General features: G+C 68.8%; 16 protein-coding genes. 6 read left to right on the top strand and 10 right to left on the bottom strand.

Features of this window, described 5'->3' with window-relative positions:
* Positions 1-19: 19 nt before the first annotated feature.
* Positions 20-1,258 carry an epoxide hydrolase family protein gene (locus tag OG801_RS15320; RefSeq protein ID WP_406029580.1) on the top strand — a complete coding sequence of 413 codons (1,239 nt, stop codon included), beginning with the start codon at positions 20-22 and terminating at the stop codon, positions 1,256-1,258.
* An 82-nt stretch (positions 1,259-1,340) separates the two neighbouring features.
* Here OG801_RS15320 and OG801_RS15315 read toward each other — a convergent pair whose 3' ends face one another.
* The 7 genes from OG801_RS15315 to OG801_RS15285 form a co-directional block, all read right to left on the bottom strand.
* Positions 1,341-1,940, bottom strand: coding sequence for a TetR/AcrR family transcriptional regulator (locus OG801_RS15315; RefSeq protein WP_406029579.1), 600 nt, complete (start codon positions 1,938-1,940; stop codon positions 1,341-1,343).
* Positions 1,941-1,981: 41 nt separating this feature from the next.
* A complete protein-coding gene (locus OG801_RS15310; protein ID WP_406029578.1) occupies positions 1,982-3,046 on the bottom strand; it encodes a branched-chain amino acid ABC transporter permease in 1,065 nt (354 codons plus the stop codon).
* Positions 3,043-3,909: a branched-chain amino acid ABC transporter permease gene (locus OG801_RS15305; protein WP_350662735.1), complete on the bottom strand. Its 867-nt coding sequence runs from the start codon at positions 3,907-3,909 to the stop codon at positions 3,043-3,045. The genes OG801_RS15310 and OG801_RS15305 overlap by 4 nt, the downstream gene beginning before the upstream one ends.
* The gene (locus OG801_RS15300; RefSeq protein ID WP_355018793.1) at positions 3,909-4,628 is read right to left on the bottom strand and encodes an ABC transporter ATP-binding protein; all 720 of its coding nucleotides are present in this window, start codon (positions 4,626-4,628) and stop codon (positions 3,909-3,911) included. Before OG801_RS15300 ends, OG801_RS15305 begins: the two co-directional genes overlap by 1 nt.
* A complete protein-coding gene (locus OG801_RS15295; protein ID WP_406029577.1) occupies positions 4,625-5,362 on the bottom strand; it encodes an ABC transporter ATP-binding protein in 738 nt (245 codons plus the stop codon). Before OG801_RS15295 ends, OG801_RS15300 begins: the two co-directional genes overlap by 4 nt.
* Positions 5,359-6,651, bottom strand: a complete 1,293-nt coding sequence (locus OG801_RS15290; RefSeq protein WP_355018795.1) for an ABC transporter substrate-binding protein — start codon at positions 6,649-6,651, stop codon at positions 5,359-5,361. The genes OG801_RS15295 and OG801_RS15290 overlap by 4 nt, the downstream gene beginning before the upstream one ends.
* A 224-nt stretch (positions 6,652-6,875) precedes the next feature.
* The gene (locus tag OG801_RS15285; RefSeq protein ID WP_406029576.1) at positions 6,876-7,850 is read right to left on the bottom strand and encodes a helix-turn-helix domain-containing protein; all 975 of its coding nucleotides are present in this window, start codon (positions 7,848-7,850) and stop codon (positions 6,876-6,878) included.
* A 136-nt stretch (positions 7,851-7,986) separates the two neighbouring features.
* Between OG801_RS15285 and OG801_RS15280 the strand changes: the two genes are divergently transcribed.
* On the top strand, positions 7,987-8,517 hold the full coding sequence (locus tag OG801_RS15280) for a DNA starvation/stationary phase protection protein (RefSeq protein ID WP_355018797.1): 531 nt from the start codon (positions 7,987-7,989) through the stop codon (positions 8,515-8,517).
* Between the two features lie 74 nt (positions 8,518-8,591).
* On the opposite strand, the gene OG801_RS15275 is transcribed toward OG801_RS15280, so the two are convergent.
* The 3 genes from OG801_RS15275 to OG801_RS15265 all read right to left on the bottom strand — a co-directional run bounded on the left by OG801_RS15275 (position 8,592) and on the right by OG801_RS15265 (position 11,085).
* Positions 8,592-9,872 carry an NAD(P)/FAD-dependent oxidoreductase gene (locus OG801_RS15275; RefSeq protein WP_406029575.1) on the bottom strand — a complete coding sequence of 427 codons (1,281 nt, stop codon included), beginning with the start codon at positions 9,870-9,872 and terminating at the stop codon, positions 8,592-8,594.
* Positions 9,869-10,216 (bottom strand): non-heme iron oxygenase ferredoxin subunit, encoded by a 348-nt coding sequence (locus OG801_RS15270; protein WP_355018799.1) that lies wholly within the window; start codon positions 10,214-10,216, stop codon positions 9,869-9,871. The genes OG801_RS15275 and OG801_RS15270 overlap by 4 nt, the downstream gene beginning before the upstream one ends.
* 62 nt (positions 10,217-10,278) lie before the next feature.
* Entirely contained in the window at positions 10,279-11,085 is an 807-nt protein-coding gene (locus OG801_RS15265; RefSeq protein WP_406029574.1) for an IclR family transcriptional regulator C-terminal domain-containing protein, read from the bottom strand.
* A gap of 122 nt (positions 11,086-11,207) precedes the next feature.
* On the opposite strand from OG801_RS15265, the gene OG801_RS15260 reads away from it, so the two are divergent.
* Genes OG801_RS15260 through OG801_RS15245 form a run of 4 tightly spaced genes read left to right on the top strand, consistent with a single transcriptional unit; the run spans position 11,208 to position 15,622 of the window.
* A complete protein-coding gene (locus OG801_RS15260; RefSeq protein ID WP_355018801.1) occupies positions 11,208-12,431 on the top strand; it encodes an MFS transporter in 1,224 nt (407 codons plus the stop codon).
* Positions 12,418-13,701 (top strand): aromatic ring-hydroxylating dioxygenase subunit alpha, encoded by a 1,284-nt coding sequence (locus tag OG801_RS15255; RefSeq protein WP_355018802.1) that lies wholly within the window; start codon positions 12,418-12,420, stop codon positions 13,699-13,701. Before OG801_RS15260 ends, OG801_RS15255 begins: the two co-directional genes overlap by 14 nt.
* An 11-nt stretch (positions 13,702-13,712) precedes the next feature.
* The gene (locus OG801_RS15250) at positions 13,713-14,780 is read left to right on the top strand and encodes an ABC transporter substrate-binding protein (RefSeq protein WP_355018803.1); all 1,068 of its coding nucleotides are present in this window, start codon (positions 13,713-13,715) and stop codon (positions 14,778-14,780) included.
* Positions 14,781-14,785: 5 nt separating this feature from the next.
* Positions 14,786-15,622 (top strand): ABC transporter permease, encoded by an 837-nt coding sequence (locus OG801_RS15245; protein ID WP_355018804.1) that lies wholly within the window; start codon positions 14,786-14,788, stop codon positions 15,620-15,622.
* Positions 15,623-15,630: the final 8 nt, after the last annotated feature.

Genomic DNA, 15,630 nt, shown 5'->3' with positions numbered 1-15,630 from the left:
CACAAGAAAGCAGCACACCATGAACGACACGAGCAGGGGCACCGAGCTGGCCCTCTACAAGATCGACGTCGCACAGGACGCCCTGGACGACCTCCGGGACCGTCTGAAGAAGACCCGCTACTTCGACGACCTCGACAACGAGGAGCAGTACTACGGCATCAGCACCGCCTATCTCAAGCCCCTGGTCGAGTACTGGGCTGAAGGCTTCGACTGGCGCGCCCAGGAGGAGCGGCTCAACACCTACAACCAGCACCAGGTCGAGATCGACGGTGCGCCCGTGCACTTCGTCCACGTACGCGGCAAGGGCGAGAACCCGATCCCGCTGATCATCCTTCACGGCTGGCCGTGGCCCGGCGAGTTCAGCTACAAGCTCATCGAGCCGTTGACCGATCCGGGCGCCCACGGCGGCGACCCCGCGTTGTCGTTCGACGTGATCATCCCCGACCTCCCCGGCTTCGGCTTCTCGACGCCCGTCAGCAGGGGCGATCTCAACTACTGGAAGATCGCCGACATCATGCACGAGCTCGTGACCGACGTACTGGGCCACGAGAAGTACGCAGTGGCCGGCTCCGACTACGGCGCCCTGGTCGCGAGCGCACTGGGCCACAAGTACGCCGACAGCATCATCGGCCTGCACTTCGGCCATGACCTCCCGCCGGGAATGTTCGAGAACGAGCGGTTCTGGGACCTGACCGACGGAGCCAAGACCCCCGACGACGCCTCGGAGGAGTGGCGCTCCGGCTGGAAGCACTTCGTCGACACCTACGCCTCGCACGTCGCAGCGCACATGCTGGACGGCTCGACGCTGACCCATGGTCTCAACGACTCACCCATCGGCATGCTCGCCTGGCTGCTGAAGCGCTGGAAGTCCTGGAGCGACAAGCGTGGCGACTTCGAGGCGGCATTCTCGCGTGACTTCATCCTCACGCAGGCAACGATCTTCTGGGTGACGCAGTCCATCGGCACCTCCATCCGGATGTACCGCAACGCGGAGCGCTACCGGTTCGTGCCCTCCCATGACCGCCAGCCCGTCGTCGAGGCGCCGGCCGGCTTCACGTTCCTGCTCGGCGACGCGTACCCGCCCGCCATCGACACCGTCGAGGACCGCATCGCCCACTTCGAGAACGGCCCGACACGCGGCCTGTTCAACGTGATCAACGTCAACGCCCACCTGGAGGGTGGCCACTTCGTCCACTACGAGAACCCGGAGGCCTTCGCCTCTGACCTGCAGGAGACCTTCCGCAGGATCCTCGGCTGACCTGTCGGCCGGCCACCCCGATCCGCGCAGCCTTGGCCGCTGCGGGTCGGGGTGGGCAGCGGGTGCGGCCGACGTCGCGGTCCTAGGCCGCAGCCTGTCCGGAATCGCGCAGGTGGCTGATCAGAAGCGCCAGGATCGCTTCGAGGTGGTCGGTTCGGCCCGTCACCTGCAGCACCGAGACACCGCCCTGGATGCCGGCGATCATCGCTGCCGCCGTTCGCCGCGCATTGATCTCGGCGCTCACGGAACCATTCGCCTGCATGGTCTCGATGCCGCGCCGAAGATAGTCCTGCCACTGGCCGATCAGCGTCGTCGAGACTTCTGCGGCTCCTGGAACACTGCCCACCTGATTCATCAGCGACGCCAGCGGACAGTGGGCACCCTGTGCCTGGTAGCGCGCCATGACCGCCCGGCGCCAGCGGTCCCAGGCGGCCCAGGAGTCGAGCTCGCTGATGTGCGGCTGCTGATCTTCGATCACCCGAGCAGCCTCGAGGCGGGCGACCTCGAGGAACAGCTCCTCCTTGCCACCCGGGAAGTAGTGGAAGATCTGGCTCTTGCTCGTCTGTGTGGCGGCACGGATGTCGTCCAACGTCGCAGCCCCGGGATCGGTGCTACGGAGGTAGGCCGCCGCGCCCTCGAGCATCCGCTGGCGCGTGGCCTGGCCCTTGGTGGTGAACGCCATGGCCCGAGCCTATCTCTTCACCAGAACCAGCTGGTCCAAAATCAGTCGAAATCCACAGACTGGGCCCCTTGTGGAGAACCCTGTGGATAAACCGTGTGACCGACCGGGAAGACCTCGTAGCGACCCCGCGCCGCCAGGCCCCACAACCCGCGCGGAGCCAGCAGCACGACCGCGATCGCGACCGCGCCGAGCGCGACGAGATACCAGGTGCCGTAGGAGTCCAGCAGCTGCTGGAGCGCGAAGAAGATCACCGCGCCCAGGATCGGGCCCTCGATGGTCCCCAGCCCGCCGATGACCACGATGAAGATCATGAAGGCGGTGTACTGGACCGAGAACATCGAGTCCGGCGAGACCCGCAGCCCGTTGACCGCGATCAGCGCCCCCGCCAGGCCGGCGCCACCGGAGGCGGCGACGTAGACCAGACGCTGCGAGCGCCGCACCGCGACCCCGAGCGCGGCCGCGGCCACCGAGTCGTCACGGATCGCGGTCAGGCCGAGGCCGACGCGCGAGCGCATCAGGACGTACGTCGCGAGCACGACGAGCACGGCCAGCGCGAGCGCCAGGTAGTAGACGGTCGCGATCCGGGTCACCCGGTCGACGCCCTGGAAGGCGGTGAGCGAGAGGCCGGAGCCGCCGCCGAAGCCCGGGAGCTCCTGGGTGACCAGCTTGAAGACCTCGGCCACGACCCAGGTGCCGATCGCGAAATAGCCTCCGACCAGCCGGAACAGCAGGAACGAGGTGGGGATCGCCAGGGCGGCGCAGACCACGCCGGCAGCCACGACGGCCACCGGGATCGGCAGCCCGACGACGTCGGCGAGCTTGATGACGCCGTAGCCGCCGGCACCGATGTAGGCCTGCTGCCCGATCGAGACGAGCCCGCCGTAGCCGGCCATCAGATTCCAGGCCGTGCCGAGGATGATCAGCGCGAAGAGCGTGACCAGGTTGGTCACGTCGCCCGGGCTGAAGACGAACCACGGCGCCGCCGCCAGGAACACCACGATCGCGGCGAGGACGCCGCCGCCTGCGAGCGAGGGCCAGCCGCCGCGTACGACCTTCAGGTCTTTGCTGGCGAGGTCCTGGCTGGCGAGAGTTGTCGTTGGGCTCATGCGACGACCGCCTTCGGGAGCAGGCCCTGGGGCCGGAACAGGAGTACGACCAGGAAGACCAGGTGACCGGCGAGGACGCCGTAGGCCGGGTCGATCTGGGCGCCGACGGTCTGCGCGACGCCGAGGACGAGGCCCCCGAGGAGGGTGCCCCACAGCGAGCCGAGGCCGCCGATGATGACCGCCTCGAAGGCGAAGATGAGGACCAGATCACCGTACGTCGGGCTGAACTGCGTCGACATGCCGAGGAAGACGCCGGCCAGGGCGACGGTGCCGATCGCGATCGCCGTGGCCAGGGCGTACATGTGCCTCTCGTCGATCCCCATGAGCGTGGCCGCCTCGGGGTCGTCCTTGGTCGCGCGCATCGCGCGGCCGATGCGGGTGTGGGAGAGGTAGAGCTGCAGGCCGACGATGACGCCGACCGCCACCACGAGCGTGATCAGCGAGAAGACGCCGAGTCGCAGGCCGCCGAGCTCGACGGACGCGGTCGACAGCGTGCCGATCGAGATCTTGCGGGAGTCGGCGGTGAAGATCTCCTGGAGCAGGTTGGCGCCGATGACGGCCAGGCCGAACGAGACCAGCAGCGGTGACAGCTCGCCGTGGCGCAGCGCCGGGTTGAACAGACCGCGCTGGATCGCGTAGCCGACCGCGGCGAGCACGGGGATCACGATGACGATGGTGAGGAACGCCGGCATCCCGGTCTGCTGGACGAGCCAGTAGGCGAGGTAGGCCGAGGCGACGGCGAGGACGCCGTGGGCGAGGTTGACGATGCGCATCACGCCGAAGATGAGGCTCAGACCGCAGGCGAGGAGTGCGTACTGCCCGCCGAGCAGGACTCCCTGGAGGACCGCGTTGATCCAGTCCATCAGCCGACCTCCTGCTCGTCGATCCCGAAGTACGCCGCCTGGACCTGCTCTCGGGTGACGTCCGCCGCCGCGCCCTCGAGGACGGTGCGGCCCTCGAGCAGGCACTGCACCCGGTCGGCGACGGTGAGTGCTTGAGTGAGGTCCTGCTCGACCACGAGCACGGTCGTCCCCTTCGCGGCGATCGTGGGTAGCGCCTTGTAGATGTCGGCGATCACGACCGGGGCGAGGCCGAGCGAGACCTCGTCGAGCAGGAGCAGCTTCGGGTTGGACATCAGCGCCCGGCCGATGGCGGTGGCCTGCTGCTCGCCGCCGGACAGGTGCGCTCCGCGGCGCGTTCTCTTCTCCGCGAGCAGCGGGAACGCGTCGTAGACGGTCTGGAGGTTCCAGGGTCCGGGCCGGCGTCCGTGCGCGCCGACCTTGAGGTTCTCCTCGACGGTGAGCGAGGCGAAGATCCGGCGTCCTTCCGGCGTGAGCGCGATGCCCTCGCGGACCCGCCGATGGGCGGGGGTGTGGGAGACGTTGTGGCCGTTGAAGCGGATCTGGCCGGCGCTCGGGCGGAGCAGGCCGGAGATCGTCTTCAGCAGCGTCGACTTGCCGGCGCCGTTGGCGCCGATCACGGCCAGCGTCTCGCCCTCGGCGACCCGGACCGTGATGCCGTGCAGGGCGCGGAAGTCGCCGTAGGCGACGTCGATCGCGTCGACCTCGAGCAGCGTGCTCATGGGGTCTCGCCTTCCAGGTCGGGGGAGCCGAGATAGACGGCGGCGACCGCGTCCGAGGCCATCACCTCGCGCGGGTCGCCGGTGGCGACGACGTCGCCCTGGGCCAGGCACATCAACCGGTCCACGACCTGCAGCAACGCATGCACGATGTGCTCGATCCAGACGACGCCGGTGCCGCTGTCGCGGATCGCCGAGATGGTCTCGATCAGCGCCGGCAGCTCGTGCTCGGTGAGGCCGCCGGCGATCTCGTCGAGGAGCAGCAGCCGCGGCTGGGTGGCCAGCGCGCGGGCGAGCTCGAGCCGCTTGCGGTCGAGCAGCCGTAGCGAACCGGCGGGGGTGTTGCCCAGGTGCGTCAGGTCGGCAGTCTCCAGCGCCTCCCAGGCCAGCGCGTTGGCCTCCTTCCGGCGCGTGCCCGCACCGAAGGTGGAACCGACCAGCACGTTCTCGAAGACGGTGAGCCCCTCGAAGGGGCGGGGGACCTGGAACGTACGCCCGATCCCGAGGGCCGTACGGCGGGCCGCCGGCATCCGGGTGACGTCGGTGCCGTCGAAGCGGATGGTGCCGGCGTCGGCCGGGAGCGTGCCGGTCACCAGGTTGAGCAGCGTGGACTTGCCGGCGCCGTTCGGTCCGACGATGCCGAGCGCCTCGCCGGCGGCGACATGGAAGGAGACCGAGCGGGCCGTGACGACCTGGCCAAAGGACTTGGCCAGGTCGTCAACGTGAAGCAAGGTCACTTGAGCGCCTCGGGCTCGCCCCCGAGAGGTACGTCGGGAGCCAGCGAGTTCTGCACGACGACCAGCTCGAACGGGTGCTCCCCGCCCTCGACCTGGCGCCACTGACCGCCCGCGAGGGAGGTCTTGGCGACGTACGGCGGGACGTTCGCGTCCTTGCCCCAGGCGACGTCACCGACGACCGTGGAGACCTCGAGCCCGGCCAGCGCCTTGGTGATCGCGTCGGCGTCGGTCGAGCCGGCCTCGGTCACCGCCGCGGTCGCGACCTCGAAGAGCGCGTGCGCGAAGCCCAGCGGCTGGGTCCACTGCTTGCCGGTCTTCTCCTCGTACGCGTCCGCCAGCTCCTGCGCGGACTGGCCGGTCAGCGAGGACTCGTAGGGAGCGGTCGGGGTCCACCACACCTCGGTGGAGAGGTTGTGGGCGATCGGGCCCAGCGCCTCGACACTGCTCGGGAAGAGGAGCGCCTTGCCGATGGTCGCGACCTTCGGGTTGTAGCCCTGCTGCTTCGCCTGCTGCCAGAACGTGGTGAAGTCCGGCGGGATCGGGACGCCGACCAGGACGTCGTGACCCTTGTAGGCGCTGATCTGGGCGGAGAAGTCCTTGGTGCCGTTGGGGTAGTTGCCCGGGTTGTCGATCTTGACGCCCGACGCCTCGGTCAGCGCCGGGAAGTTGGCGCCCCAGGCCTCGCCGTCGGGGTCCTTCGGGAACAGGCCGCCGGCCTTCTTGTTGTTCGGAACCTTGCCCCAGATGTCGGCGTAGACCGTCGAGACGTCCTCGAGACCCCAGAAGAAGTGGTAGCTGTACTTCAACTCGGCCGGCTTGTCGCCGCTGCGGATCGCGAACGGCTGCCACGGGGCGACCGTGGTGATGCACGGGATCGAGTTGGCCTCGCACTGCTCCGAGACCGGGTTGACGATGTCGGGCGTCGAGGAGGCGACGATGATGTCGGCGCCGTCCTTGTTGATCAGGTCGCCGGCCACCGCCCCGGCCTTCGTCGTGTCGCTCTGCGCGTCGCGCACCACGATCTCGACGTCGAGCTCCTTGTCGCCGGCCTTGACCGGGTGGTCCTTGAAGTAGGTCTCCAGCTCGTCGACGACGAAGCTGTTCGCCTCGCCGAACGGCGCCGAGGAGCCCGTCTCGGTCGAGACGAACCCGATGGTGAGCGTGTCCTCCCCGCCACCGCCTTCGTCATCGATGCCGCCCGACCCGCAGGCCGTCAAGGTCAGCGCCATCGCTGCGACACCGGCGGCGGCCAAGCTCAGGCCGCGTCCGGTGGTGAGTCCGTTGCGCACGTACGTCTCCTTAGAGAGTGTGGGGTGTTCGAGAGTGTCGTCCGCCACCGCCCCTACAGGTGGGAAGCAGGGTCCGGTTGGCGGAAAATCGCATGGAAGACCTATCGGACTTTGGTGGACTTGTCACCCTTTCGCGCCGAGAAGTGAGTTGTGGCGTACGAAAGTCGACTTTCGTACGCCACAACTGAGGATTCGGCCGCCACAGGTGCGGACTCGGCTGGGGGTCAGGCGCGGGCGGCGCGGCGTACGTCTCCGGCGGCGACGCCGAAGCGCTTGCGGAAGGCGTGGGAGAAGTACGAGGCCGAGGTGAAGCCGCACTTCTCGGCGACGTCGACGGTGCGGATGGCCGGGTCCGAGCCGGTGGCGAGCATCGCGTAGGCGAGCTCGAGGCGGCGGCCGAGGATGTGGCGGGGGACGCTGGTGCCGGCGTCGGCGAAGAGCCGGGAGAGGTGGCGCTCGGAGATGCCGGCGCCCGCTGCGACAGTGGTGGCGGAGAGGCCGGGGTCGGCGAGATGGTCCTCGATGAACGCCTTCGCCGCCGCCCGATGGGCCGTGGCCAGCGAGACCTTCCCGGCGGTGGCGATCACCGAGATCAGGTCGAGCACGGCGCCCTCGTCGGCCGGCACCGGATCGTGCGGCCGCAGGGCGCGGCCGACCATCTGGACGAGGGCTCGGCCGTGCGGGTCCTGGTCGCGGCCGGCGTCGAGGACGAGCGGCGACGGCATCGACGCCATCCCGGTGCGGGCCGCGAAGGCGTCCACCGGGACCTTGACCGCGAGCTCCTCGAGCCCGTGCCCGAAGCCCCGCAGGAAGGGCGCGTCGACGTCGCACACGATCAGCTGTCCGGGCCGGATGACCTTGCGGCGGCCGGCGTACTCCAGGATCGCCTCGCCGCGCAGGCTGGCGTAGACGGCGATCGACCGGGCGGGGATCTCCTTGACGAGGCTGGCCGGCCGCTCGACGACGTGGCGAGTGGCCCGTACCCGGGCAAGATGGATCTCGTCGAGCTGCAGGTTGACCTCCTGCGCGTCGAACCCGTGGCCGTCGATCGGCCGGCAGGAGAGCGCGACCAGGGCGCTGGCGTTGTGGCGTTCCCAGGCCTCGACCTGCGCGTCCGCGTTCAGCCGGCTGGTCTCGAAGACCTCCGGGCGGCGAACCCGCGCGACGAGAGGGACTGGATCGTCTCCGGCTGGCGGCACGAGCCGACTCTACGGCGTACCGAGAGCCACGGCGATGACTTAGGGAAGACTAACCTTTCTGGAATGGTTCAAGAAAAGGTGGCACAGTGGGTGTCACCACGAAAGCCAACACTTCAACCTGGGGGATCCACCGAACATGGCCACGAAGACCGACACCAGCAGCGCCACCCACACCTCGCACCCCGCGTTCATCCCGAGCCCGGCGTTCGCGACCCAGATGCAGCGTCTGCTCGTCGATCTGACCGAGCTCAGCCTGCAGGGCAAGCAGCTCCACTGGAACGTCGTGGGCAAGAACTTCCGCGACATGCACCTCGTCCTCGACGAGGTCGTCGACGCCGCCCGCGACTTCACCGACGAGGTCGCCGAGCGCATGCGTGCGCTCTACATCCTCCCCGACGGCCGCACCGGCACCGTCGCCGAGGACACCACCCTCGCGCCGCTCCCGGCGACCGAGGTCGACACCGCGACGGCCGCCGACCTCGCCGCCGCCGCGCTCTACGCCACCTCGAAGACCGCTCGTGACATCCACGACGACATAGACTCCGAGGACCCGACCACCGCCGACCTGCTGCACGCGATCATCACCCGCGTCGAGCAGCTCGCCTGGTTCATCGACTCCGAGAACCGCGTCGCCAACCAGTCCAAGCCGGCTCAGCTGACCGTCTGAGACCTTTCCCTGAGAACGGCGTCCCGCGAGCTGCTCGCGGGGCGCCGTTCTTCGTTCGTACGTGTTGCCGCGAGCTATCTCGACCCTCGCAGCAGCCTTCGTAGGTCGGTCTCGGGATCGGCGAGGTCGGAGGCGCGTACGTCGACCCCTCGGTCGATCATCCGGCGCGCCGCGCGCACGGCGTTGGGGTCGTCGACCGCGACCGCGCCGATGACGCGCTCGCCGCGGAGAGTGAACACCGCGAAGGGCGGCTCGCCGAGGGTGCCGCGTACGACTCTGATGTGCTCCGCGTCCGCCGACCGCATCTCGCCGACCCCTTCGACGTGGAGGCCGTAGCGGTCCGACCACCACCAGGGCGCGGTGGCGACCGGCGGCTCGGTCTCGAGGATCGTCGCCGCCGCCCGGGCACCGTCCAGCTGGGCCGCCTCCCAGTGCTCGGCGCGATGGTGGTCGCGGAGCCGGGCACAGTCTCCGACCGCGAGCACCGCCGGATGGCTGGTCACCTGGCCGGCATCGACCAGGATGCCGCGCGAGGTGTCCAGGCGCGCGGCCTCAGCGAGCCCGGTCTCGGGAACCAGGCCGACAGCCAGGAGCACGGCATCGAACTCGCGCGAGACCGGCTCGCCCCTCAACTGCGCCGCGACCCCGGTCCGGGTCTCCAGCAGCGTCTCGACCGTGGTCGTCAGCACCTCCACCCCGTGGTTGGCATGCAGGCCGTGCAGCCACCGGGCCACCTCGATCCCGACTGCAGCAGCGAGAGGCGGATCGAGCGGATCGACCAGCACGACCTCCGCCCCCAGCCCGCGCGCGGTCGAGGAGACCTCGGCACCGATCAGTCCGGCACCGACGATCAGCAGCCGAGCCCCGGGCACCAGCTGCGTACGCAGCCGGTCGGCGTCAGCGACCTCCCGCAGGACGTGGATCGGCGATCGGTCAGATACGACGGGACGATCTTGCCCATTACCCACCGGTAGACCGACCGAAACGTCCCGTCGTACCTCGCCGATAGGCGGCCAGATGGCCCGACCCCCCGTCGCGAGCACGATCTTGTCGGCGGTCAGCACCCGGCCGTCGGCGAGCTCGACCTCGCCGGCGTCCGGGCGGATCGCGACCGCGACGGCTCCCCCGACCAGCGAGATCTTCTGGTCGGCGTACCACTGCGAGGGCTGCAGCACGATCGACTCGAGGTCGCGGCCGCCGGCCAGATACGCCTTGGACAGCGGGGGGCGGTCGTAGGGGACCGCGTCGGCCGAGACGAGCGTCAGCTCACCGGCGTATCCGTTCGTCCGCAACGACGCGACCGTCGAGACGCCGGCGATCCCGCCACCTACGACGAGGACCGACGAGACCGTCACGGCCTCTCGCCGGGGAACAGGTACACCTCACCGTCGCGCACCTCGACGCGGTGCGCGACGGTGTCCCGGGTGGCCGGGAGCCCGTCGACCTTGCCGGTCTTGAGGTTGAACCGCGAGGAGTGCAGGGGGCACTCGACATCGCCGTCCTCGACCCAGCCCTCGGCCAGCGAGGCGGTCTCGTGGGTGCAGGTGTCGTTGAGGGCCCAGCAGGTGCCGTTGTCGTCGCGCAGGATGGCGATGTCGTCCTCGGTGCCGGTGATGTCGGAGGAGATGGCGATCCCCTCACCCTCCGGGATGTCGTCGACGGACGCGACGCGGATTCCTGTGCTGTTTCCGGTGTCCATGGCCCCATCTTCTAACGCCGCACACAAGGAACCGACCACCTCCCCCGTCCGGAACGTGCGTCTCAGGCCTGGTGGGACTGGTGGAGGTCGTCGCCGATACGCACCGCTGTACGCACCAGATCGGGCACGGTGTCGAGAAGATCGAGCACCGGCGCTTGACCTCCGGTGCGCGTCGAGACGTTGAGCCCGGCGACCACCCGACCGGTGCGGTCACGGATCGGCGTCGCGACAGCACTGAGCCCCGCCTCGAGAACCTCCGAGACGTGGCACCAGCCGCGGGCGCGGATGTCGACCAGCTCCTTGCGCAGGTCATCGGCGGACAGCCCGATGCGTTCCGACTGCTCCCGGAAGCTGTCGGAGGCTAGGAAGCCGGCCAGTTCCTCATCGGGGAGTCCGGCCAGGATGACACGGCCTATAGCCGGAAGTGATGCCGGCAGTCTGCTGCCAACGTGGATCGAGACGGCAACCAGGCGCGGCGCGCCGACCCTCAGCAGGTAGACGATGCTGTCGCCGTCGAGCCGCGCGAGAGACACCGTCCGTCCCAGCCGGTGAGAGAGCTCCTGGCAATGCGGCAGCGCCACCTCGGCGAGCGAGAGGCGTGACTGGCTGGCGTAGCCGAGGTCGAGCAGCCGCGACGTGAGGCGGTAGTGACGGCCGTCGTACACCGCCAGTCCTGCGGCCATGAGGGTGCGCAGCAGCCGCCGGGTTGCCGACCGGCTGAAGCCGGTGCGCTCGGCCGCCTCGTCCAGCGAGAGCCCGGGATGGGTGCCGTCGAAGGCCCGCACGACGGCCAGCCCGCGCATCAACGACTGGACGACATCACGGTCGGAGATCCGCCGCTCATCACCCGCAAAGATCGGTTCCGCCATGCGCACACCCTAACGAAGATCGGGCAGATATTCCCGTCCTCCACTTGACCTCGGATCTCCGTCATGTAACGGTGTGCTGACGGTCACAATGCACAGTTGTACGCATAACGGAATGGAGTAGGATGAAGAGCGGCACGGTCGACGTCGCCACCGCCCGGGAGCAGGCCTCCCCCAGGCTGTGGATGTCGCTGTTCGTGTGCATGGGCATCGGGCCGATGTTCCTCTACACGCTCACCGCGATCTCCCCGCTCGTGATCGCCGACCTCGACCTCAGCCCGGCTGAGTACGGCGCGATCTCGACCGTGACCTTCGGCGCCGCAGCGCTCTCGGCGCTTCTCCTGGGCGCACCCTCGAGCCGCTTCGGTGCGCGCACCGTGATGGTCGCCGTCTCGGTCGGCTCGATCGCCGGCCTCGCCGTGCTAGCCCTCGCCGAGTCGTACGCCGTCGTGGTGGTCGCGGGTTTGCTGAGCGGTGCCGCTCAGGCACTCTCCAACCCGGCAACCAACCGCATGGTCGCCGGCCTGCCGGTGAAGCAGCGGGGCGCACTCATCGGCTGGAAGCAGTCCGGGGTCCAGGCCGCGCAGCTCGTCGCGGGTCTCGCCGCCCCCCTGATCGCGGCCGCCGCCGGATGGCGCTGGGCCGTCGCTGCAGGCATCGCCCTCGGGCTCGTCGGCGTCGTCAGCGCGCTCTCGACCCGGGCTGAGGCCGCCCCGAACCAGACATTGGGGAGAACCGGAGAAGCGACCGACCCCATCACGGTCGCGAGGCTGACGGCGTACACGTTCTTCATCGGGTTCGGTCTCCAGGCCACCAACGCCCACCTCCCCCTCTTTGCCCACGTGGAACTCGGTCTGAGCCTGCGCGCCGCGGGTCTGATCGCCGCGCTGGTCGGGCTGGTCGGACTGCTGAGCCGCATCTTGTGGGGCCGCCGCGCGGACACGGACTCCCGGCAGGTCTCCACGCTCCTCACCCTGGCCATCGGCGCCGCACTCGGTGTCGTGCTCGTGATGGCCTCGACCCTGCTCGGCGACTGGCTGGTGTGGGTCGGTGCCGCCGTGTTCGGCGCGGCCGCGCTCGCCTCCAACGCCGTGACCATGGTGGTCTTGGTGCGCACCGTCCCCATCGCCTCCCTCGGCACCGCGACGGCATTCCTGGCCACCGGCATGTACGTCGGCTTCGGCTCCGGACCGCTCGCGTTCGGGCTCACCCTCGACCTCGGCGCCGGCTTCGGCGTCGCCTGGCTGGTCCCGCTGACCGCCTTCGTGGCGGCGGCACTCATCAGTCTTCCCCCAACCTTCCCCACCGCATCACCCCTCCTGAAAGGCAACCTGCATGCTCACCCGTGAACAGAACGACCTGCTGACCCAGACAGGTCCGGGCACCCCCATGGGCAACCTGTTCCGTCGTTACTGGATCCCCGCGCTGCTCGCCGAGGAGATCGAGGGCGCCGACTGCGATCCCGTGCGGGTGCAGTTGCTCGGCGAGAAGCTGATCGCGTTCCGTGACTCCGAGGGCCGCATCGGCCTGATCGACGAGTTCTGCAGCCACCGCACGGCGTCTCTCTACTTCGGGCGCAACGAGGAGGGCGGCCTGCGCTGCGCCTACCACGGCTGGAAGTACGACATCGACGGCAACTGCGTCGACATGCCGTCCGAGCCCGAGGGCAGCAAGTTCTGCTCCAAGATCAAGCAGCGGGCGTACAAGGCCGTCGAGGCCGGCGGTCTGATCTGGGCCTACATGGGCGACCCGGACAAGGAGCCGCCACTGCCGGACCTGGAGTGGATGGGACTCAACCCGCAGAAGCGCTTCATTTCGAAGCGTCGCCAGTTCTCCAACTACCTGCAGGCGATGGAGGGCGGCATCGACTCCAGCCACGTCTCCTTCGCACACCGGTTCAACCTCGACGACGACCCGCTGCACTCTGGCACCGAGGGCAACAAGTACCTCAAGTCCGACACCCGCCCGAAGTTCGAAGTGGCCGAGTCCGACGGCGGTCTGCTGATCGGTGCCCGTCGCAACGCCGACGAGGAGAGCTACTACTGGCGCATCACGCAGTGGATGATGCCGTGGTACACGATCATCCCACCGTTCGGTGAGCACAACCCGATGGGTGGTCACGCCTGGGTTCCCATCGACGACGAGACATGCTGGGCCTGGAGCTGGAACTACCACCCGACCGCGGACTTCGGCGAGCGCGAGATCAACGCGCTGAACGGTGGAGACGGCATCCATGTGAAGTACAAGCCGGGAACGTACGACCCGCTGGCCTCGGCCGAGAACGACTACCTCATGGACCGCGCCGCCCAGCGCCGCAAGGAGACCTTCTCCGGTATCGCGGGCATCGCTGCTCAGGACTTCTCCCTGCAGGAGTCGATGGGCATCGTCGCCGACCGCACCAAGGAGCGCCTCGGCACCTCCGACGCGGCCATCATCCTGGCCCGGCGCCGTCTCCTCGCCGCCCTCGACGATGGCGATTCCGGTGAGCTCCCCGGTCTCGACCCCGCGCACACCCGCGTGCGTTCCACCTCGATCCTGCTTCCCCGCGACGTGCCCTTCCAGGAGGGCGCGAAGGACGTCCTCGTGGTCAAGCCCGGCGAGAACTTCCACTCGATCTGATCGGCTGACTCATGCGTACACACTTCAAGCGCTCGCGCGCGGTGGTGGCCGTCATGGCCGCCACCGTGGGAGCGATGACCATCGCGGGCTGCGGCACCGGTGCCTCGGGCGCGACGTCCTGCGTCGGCGTCGAGGTCGAGGCCGGCATCACCAACAGCCTCTCGGACGCGCTGCTCTTCATCGCCCAGGACAGGGGCTACTTCGCCGACGAGGGCCTCGAGGTGAAGCTCCGCCCGTTCAAGTCGGCCGGCGAGATGGTTCCTTACCTCGCGGCTGGGCACCTGGCCGTCGGCGCCGGCGCTCCGTCGGCCGGCTTCTACAACGGCATCGCCCGCGACATCGACATCAAGATCGTCGCGGACAAGGGTCAGCTGGTCACCAACCACGACTACATGCCGCTGCTGGTGCGCAAGGAGCTCGTGGACTCGGGCAAGGTCGTCGGCGTCAAGGATCTCGAGGGTCTCAAGGTTGCCGAGCCCGCTCCCGGCACGGCAACCTCCTCGACGCTGGCCGCTCTGCTGGAGCACGAGGGGCTGACGTACGACGATGTGTCGCACAGCTTCCTTGGCTTTCCCGACCACGTCGCCGCGCTGCAGAACGGCTCGATCGACGCCGCGCTCACCACCGAGCCGGCCGCGACCAAGGCTCAGGAGAGCGGAGCTGCGGTGAAGCTCGCGGACTCCACCACGGTCTACAACAACCAGCAGCTCGCCGTGCTCCTCTACAGCGGCGACTTCCCCAAGGAGCAGGGCGAGGCGGCCCAGTGCTTCATGAACGCCTACACGCAGGCCGCGCGCGATTACAGCGCTGCCGTCGAGGGCGGCAGGTGGACCGGCGAGGACGCCGACGAGATCGCCACGATCATCGCCCACAACATCAAGTCCGAGCCCGAGGCGGTCAAGCAGACCGTCCCCAGCTTCGTGAACCCTGACGCGTCTCTCAACGTCGAGAGCCTGAAGAAGGACTACGACTTCTTCGTCAGACAGGGCCTCTTCACGGGCACCTCGCAGATCGATTTCGACTCGCTGGTCGACACCAGCTTCGTCGACGAGGCGGCACAGACCGCGAGCAAGGAATGAGTGCCATGACCAACGTTGCAGAAGCGGCCGTCACCCCGAAGGCAGCGGTTGCTGCCCGTCAGGTGAAGCAGCGCCGTACCTTGAGCAAGGGCGCCCTACGCGCCATCTCGATCCTCAGCCCGATCGTCGTCCTGGTCGCCTGGGACGCCCTGTCCCGCAGCGGCGTCCTCGACGACCGGTTCTTCCCCGCGCCGACGCTGATCTTCCAGGCGCTGTGGACCGAGGCGGCCAGCGGTGAGCTGTGGACCCAGTCCCAGCACAGCCTGACCCGCCTGATCCTCGGCTTCCTGGTCGGGGCGATCCCCGCCGTCATCATCGGTGTCGCGATGGGCCTCAACAAGGTCGTGAACGCGGCCGTACGCCCGATCATCTCCGCGCTCTACCCCGTCCCGAAGAGCGCGGTGCTGCCGCTGTTCCTGCTCTTCTTCGGCCTGGGCGAGGACACGATCTGGTACTTCGTGGCGATGGGTGTCTTCTTCCCCGTCGTCATCAACACCTACACCGGGGTCTCGAACGTCTCGGCGATCTTCTACGACGTCGCCGAGAACTTCGGGGCCAAACGGTTCACGGTCTTCCGCACCGTCGCGCTCCCCGGTGCCATGCCCAACGTCATCACCGGCCTCGAGCTCGGCGCCGGCATGGGCCTGATCATGCTCGCCATCGCCGAGATGATGGGCGGCCAGGGCAACGGCTGGGGCTTCATGGTCTGGAACTCCTTCCAGCTCTTCACCATCGAGTCGATGTACGCCTACCTGCTGGTCTTCGCGCTCGTCGGGCTCCTGCTCGCCCTCATCGTCGGATTCGTGGGTCAGAAGCTCACGCCATGGATCACCCGCCACTGACGGCGGCC

The sequence above is a fragment of the Nocardioides sp. NBC_00163 genome (assembly GCF_045206295.1).
Classification (GTDB): domain Bacteria; phylum Actinomycetota; class Actinomycetes; order Propionibacteriales; family Nocardioidaceae; genus Nocardioides.
This window is presented reverse-complemented; position numbering and strand designations above follow the sequence as displayed.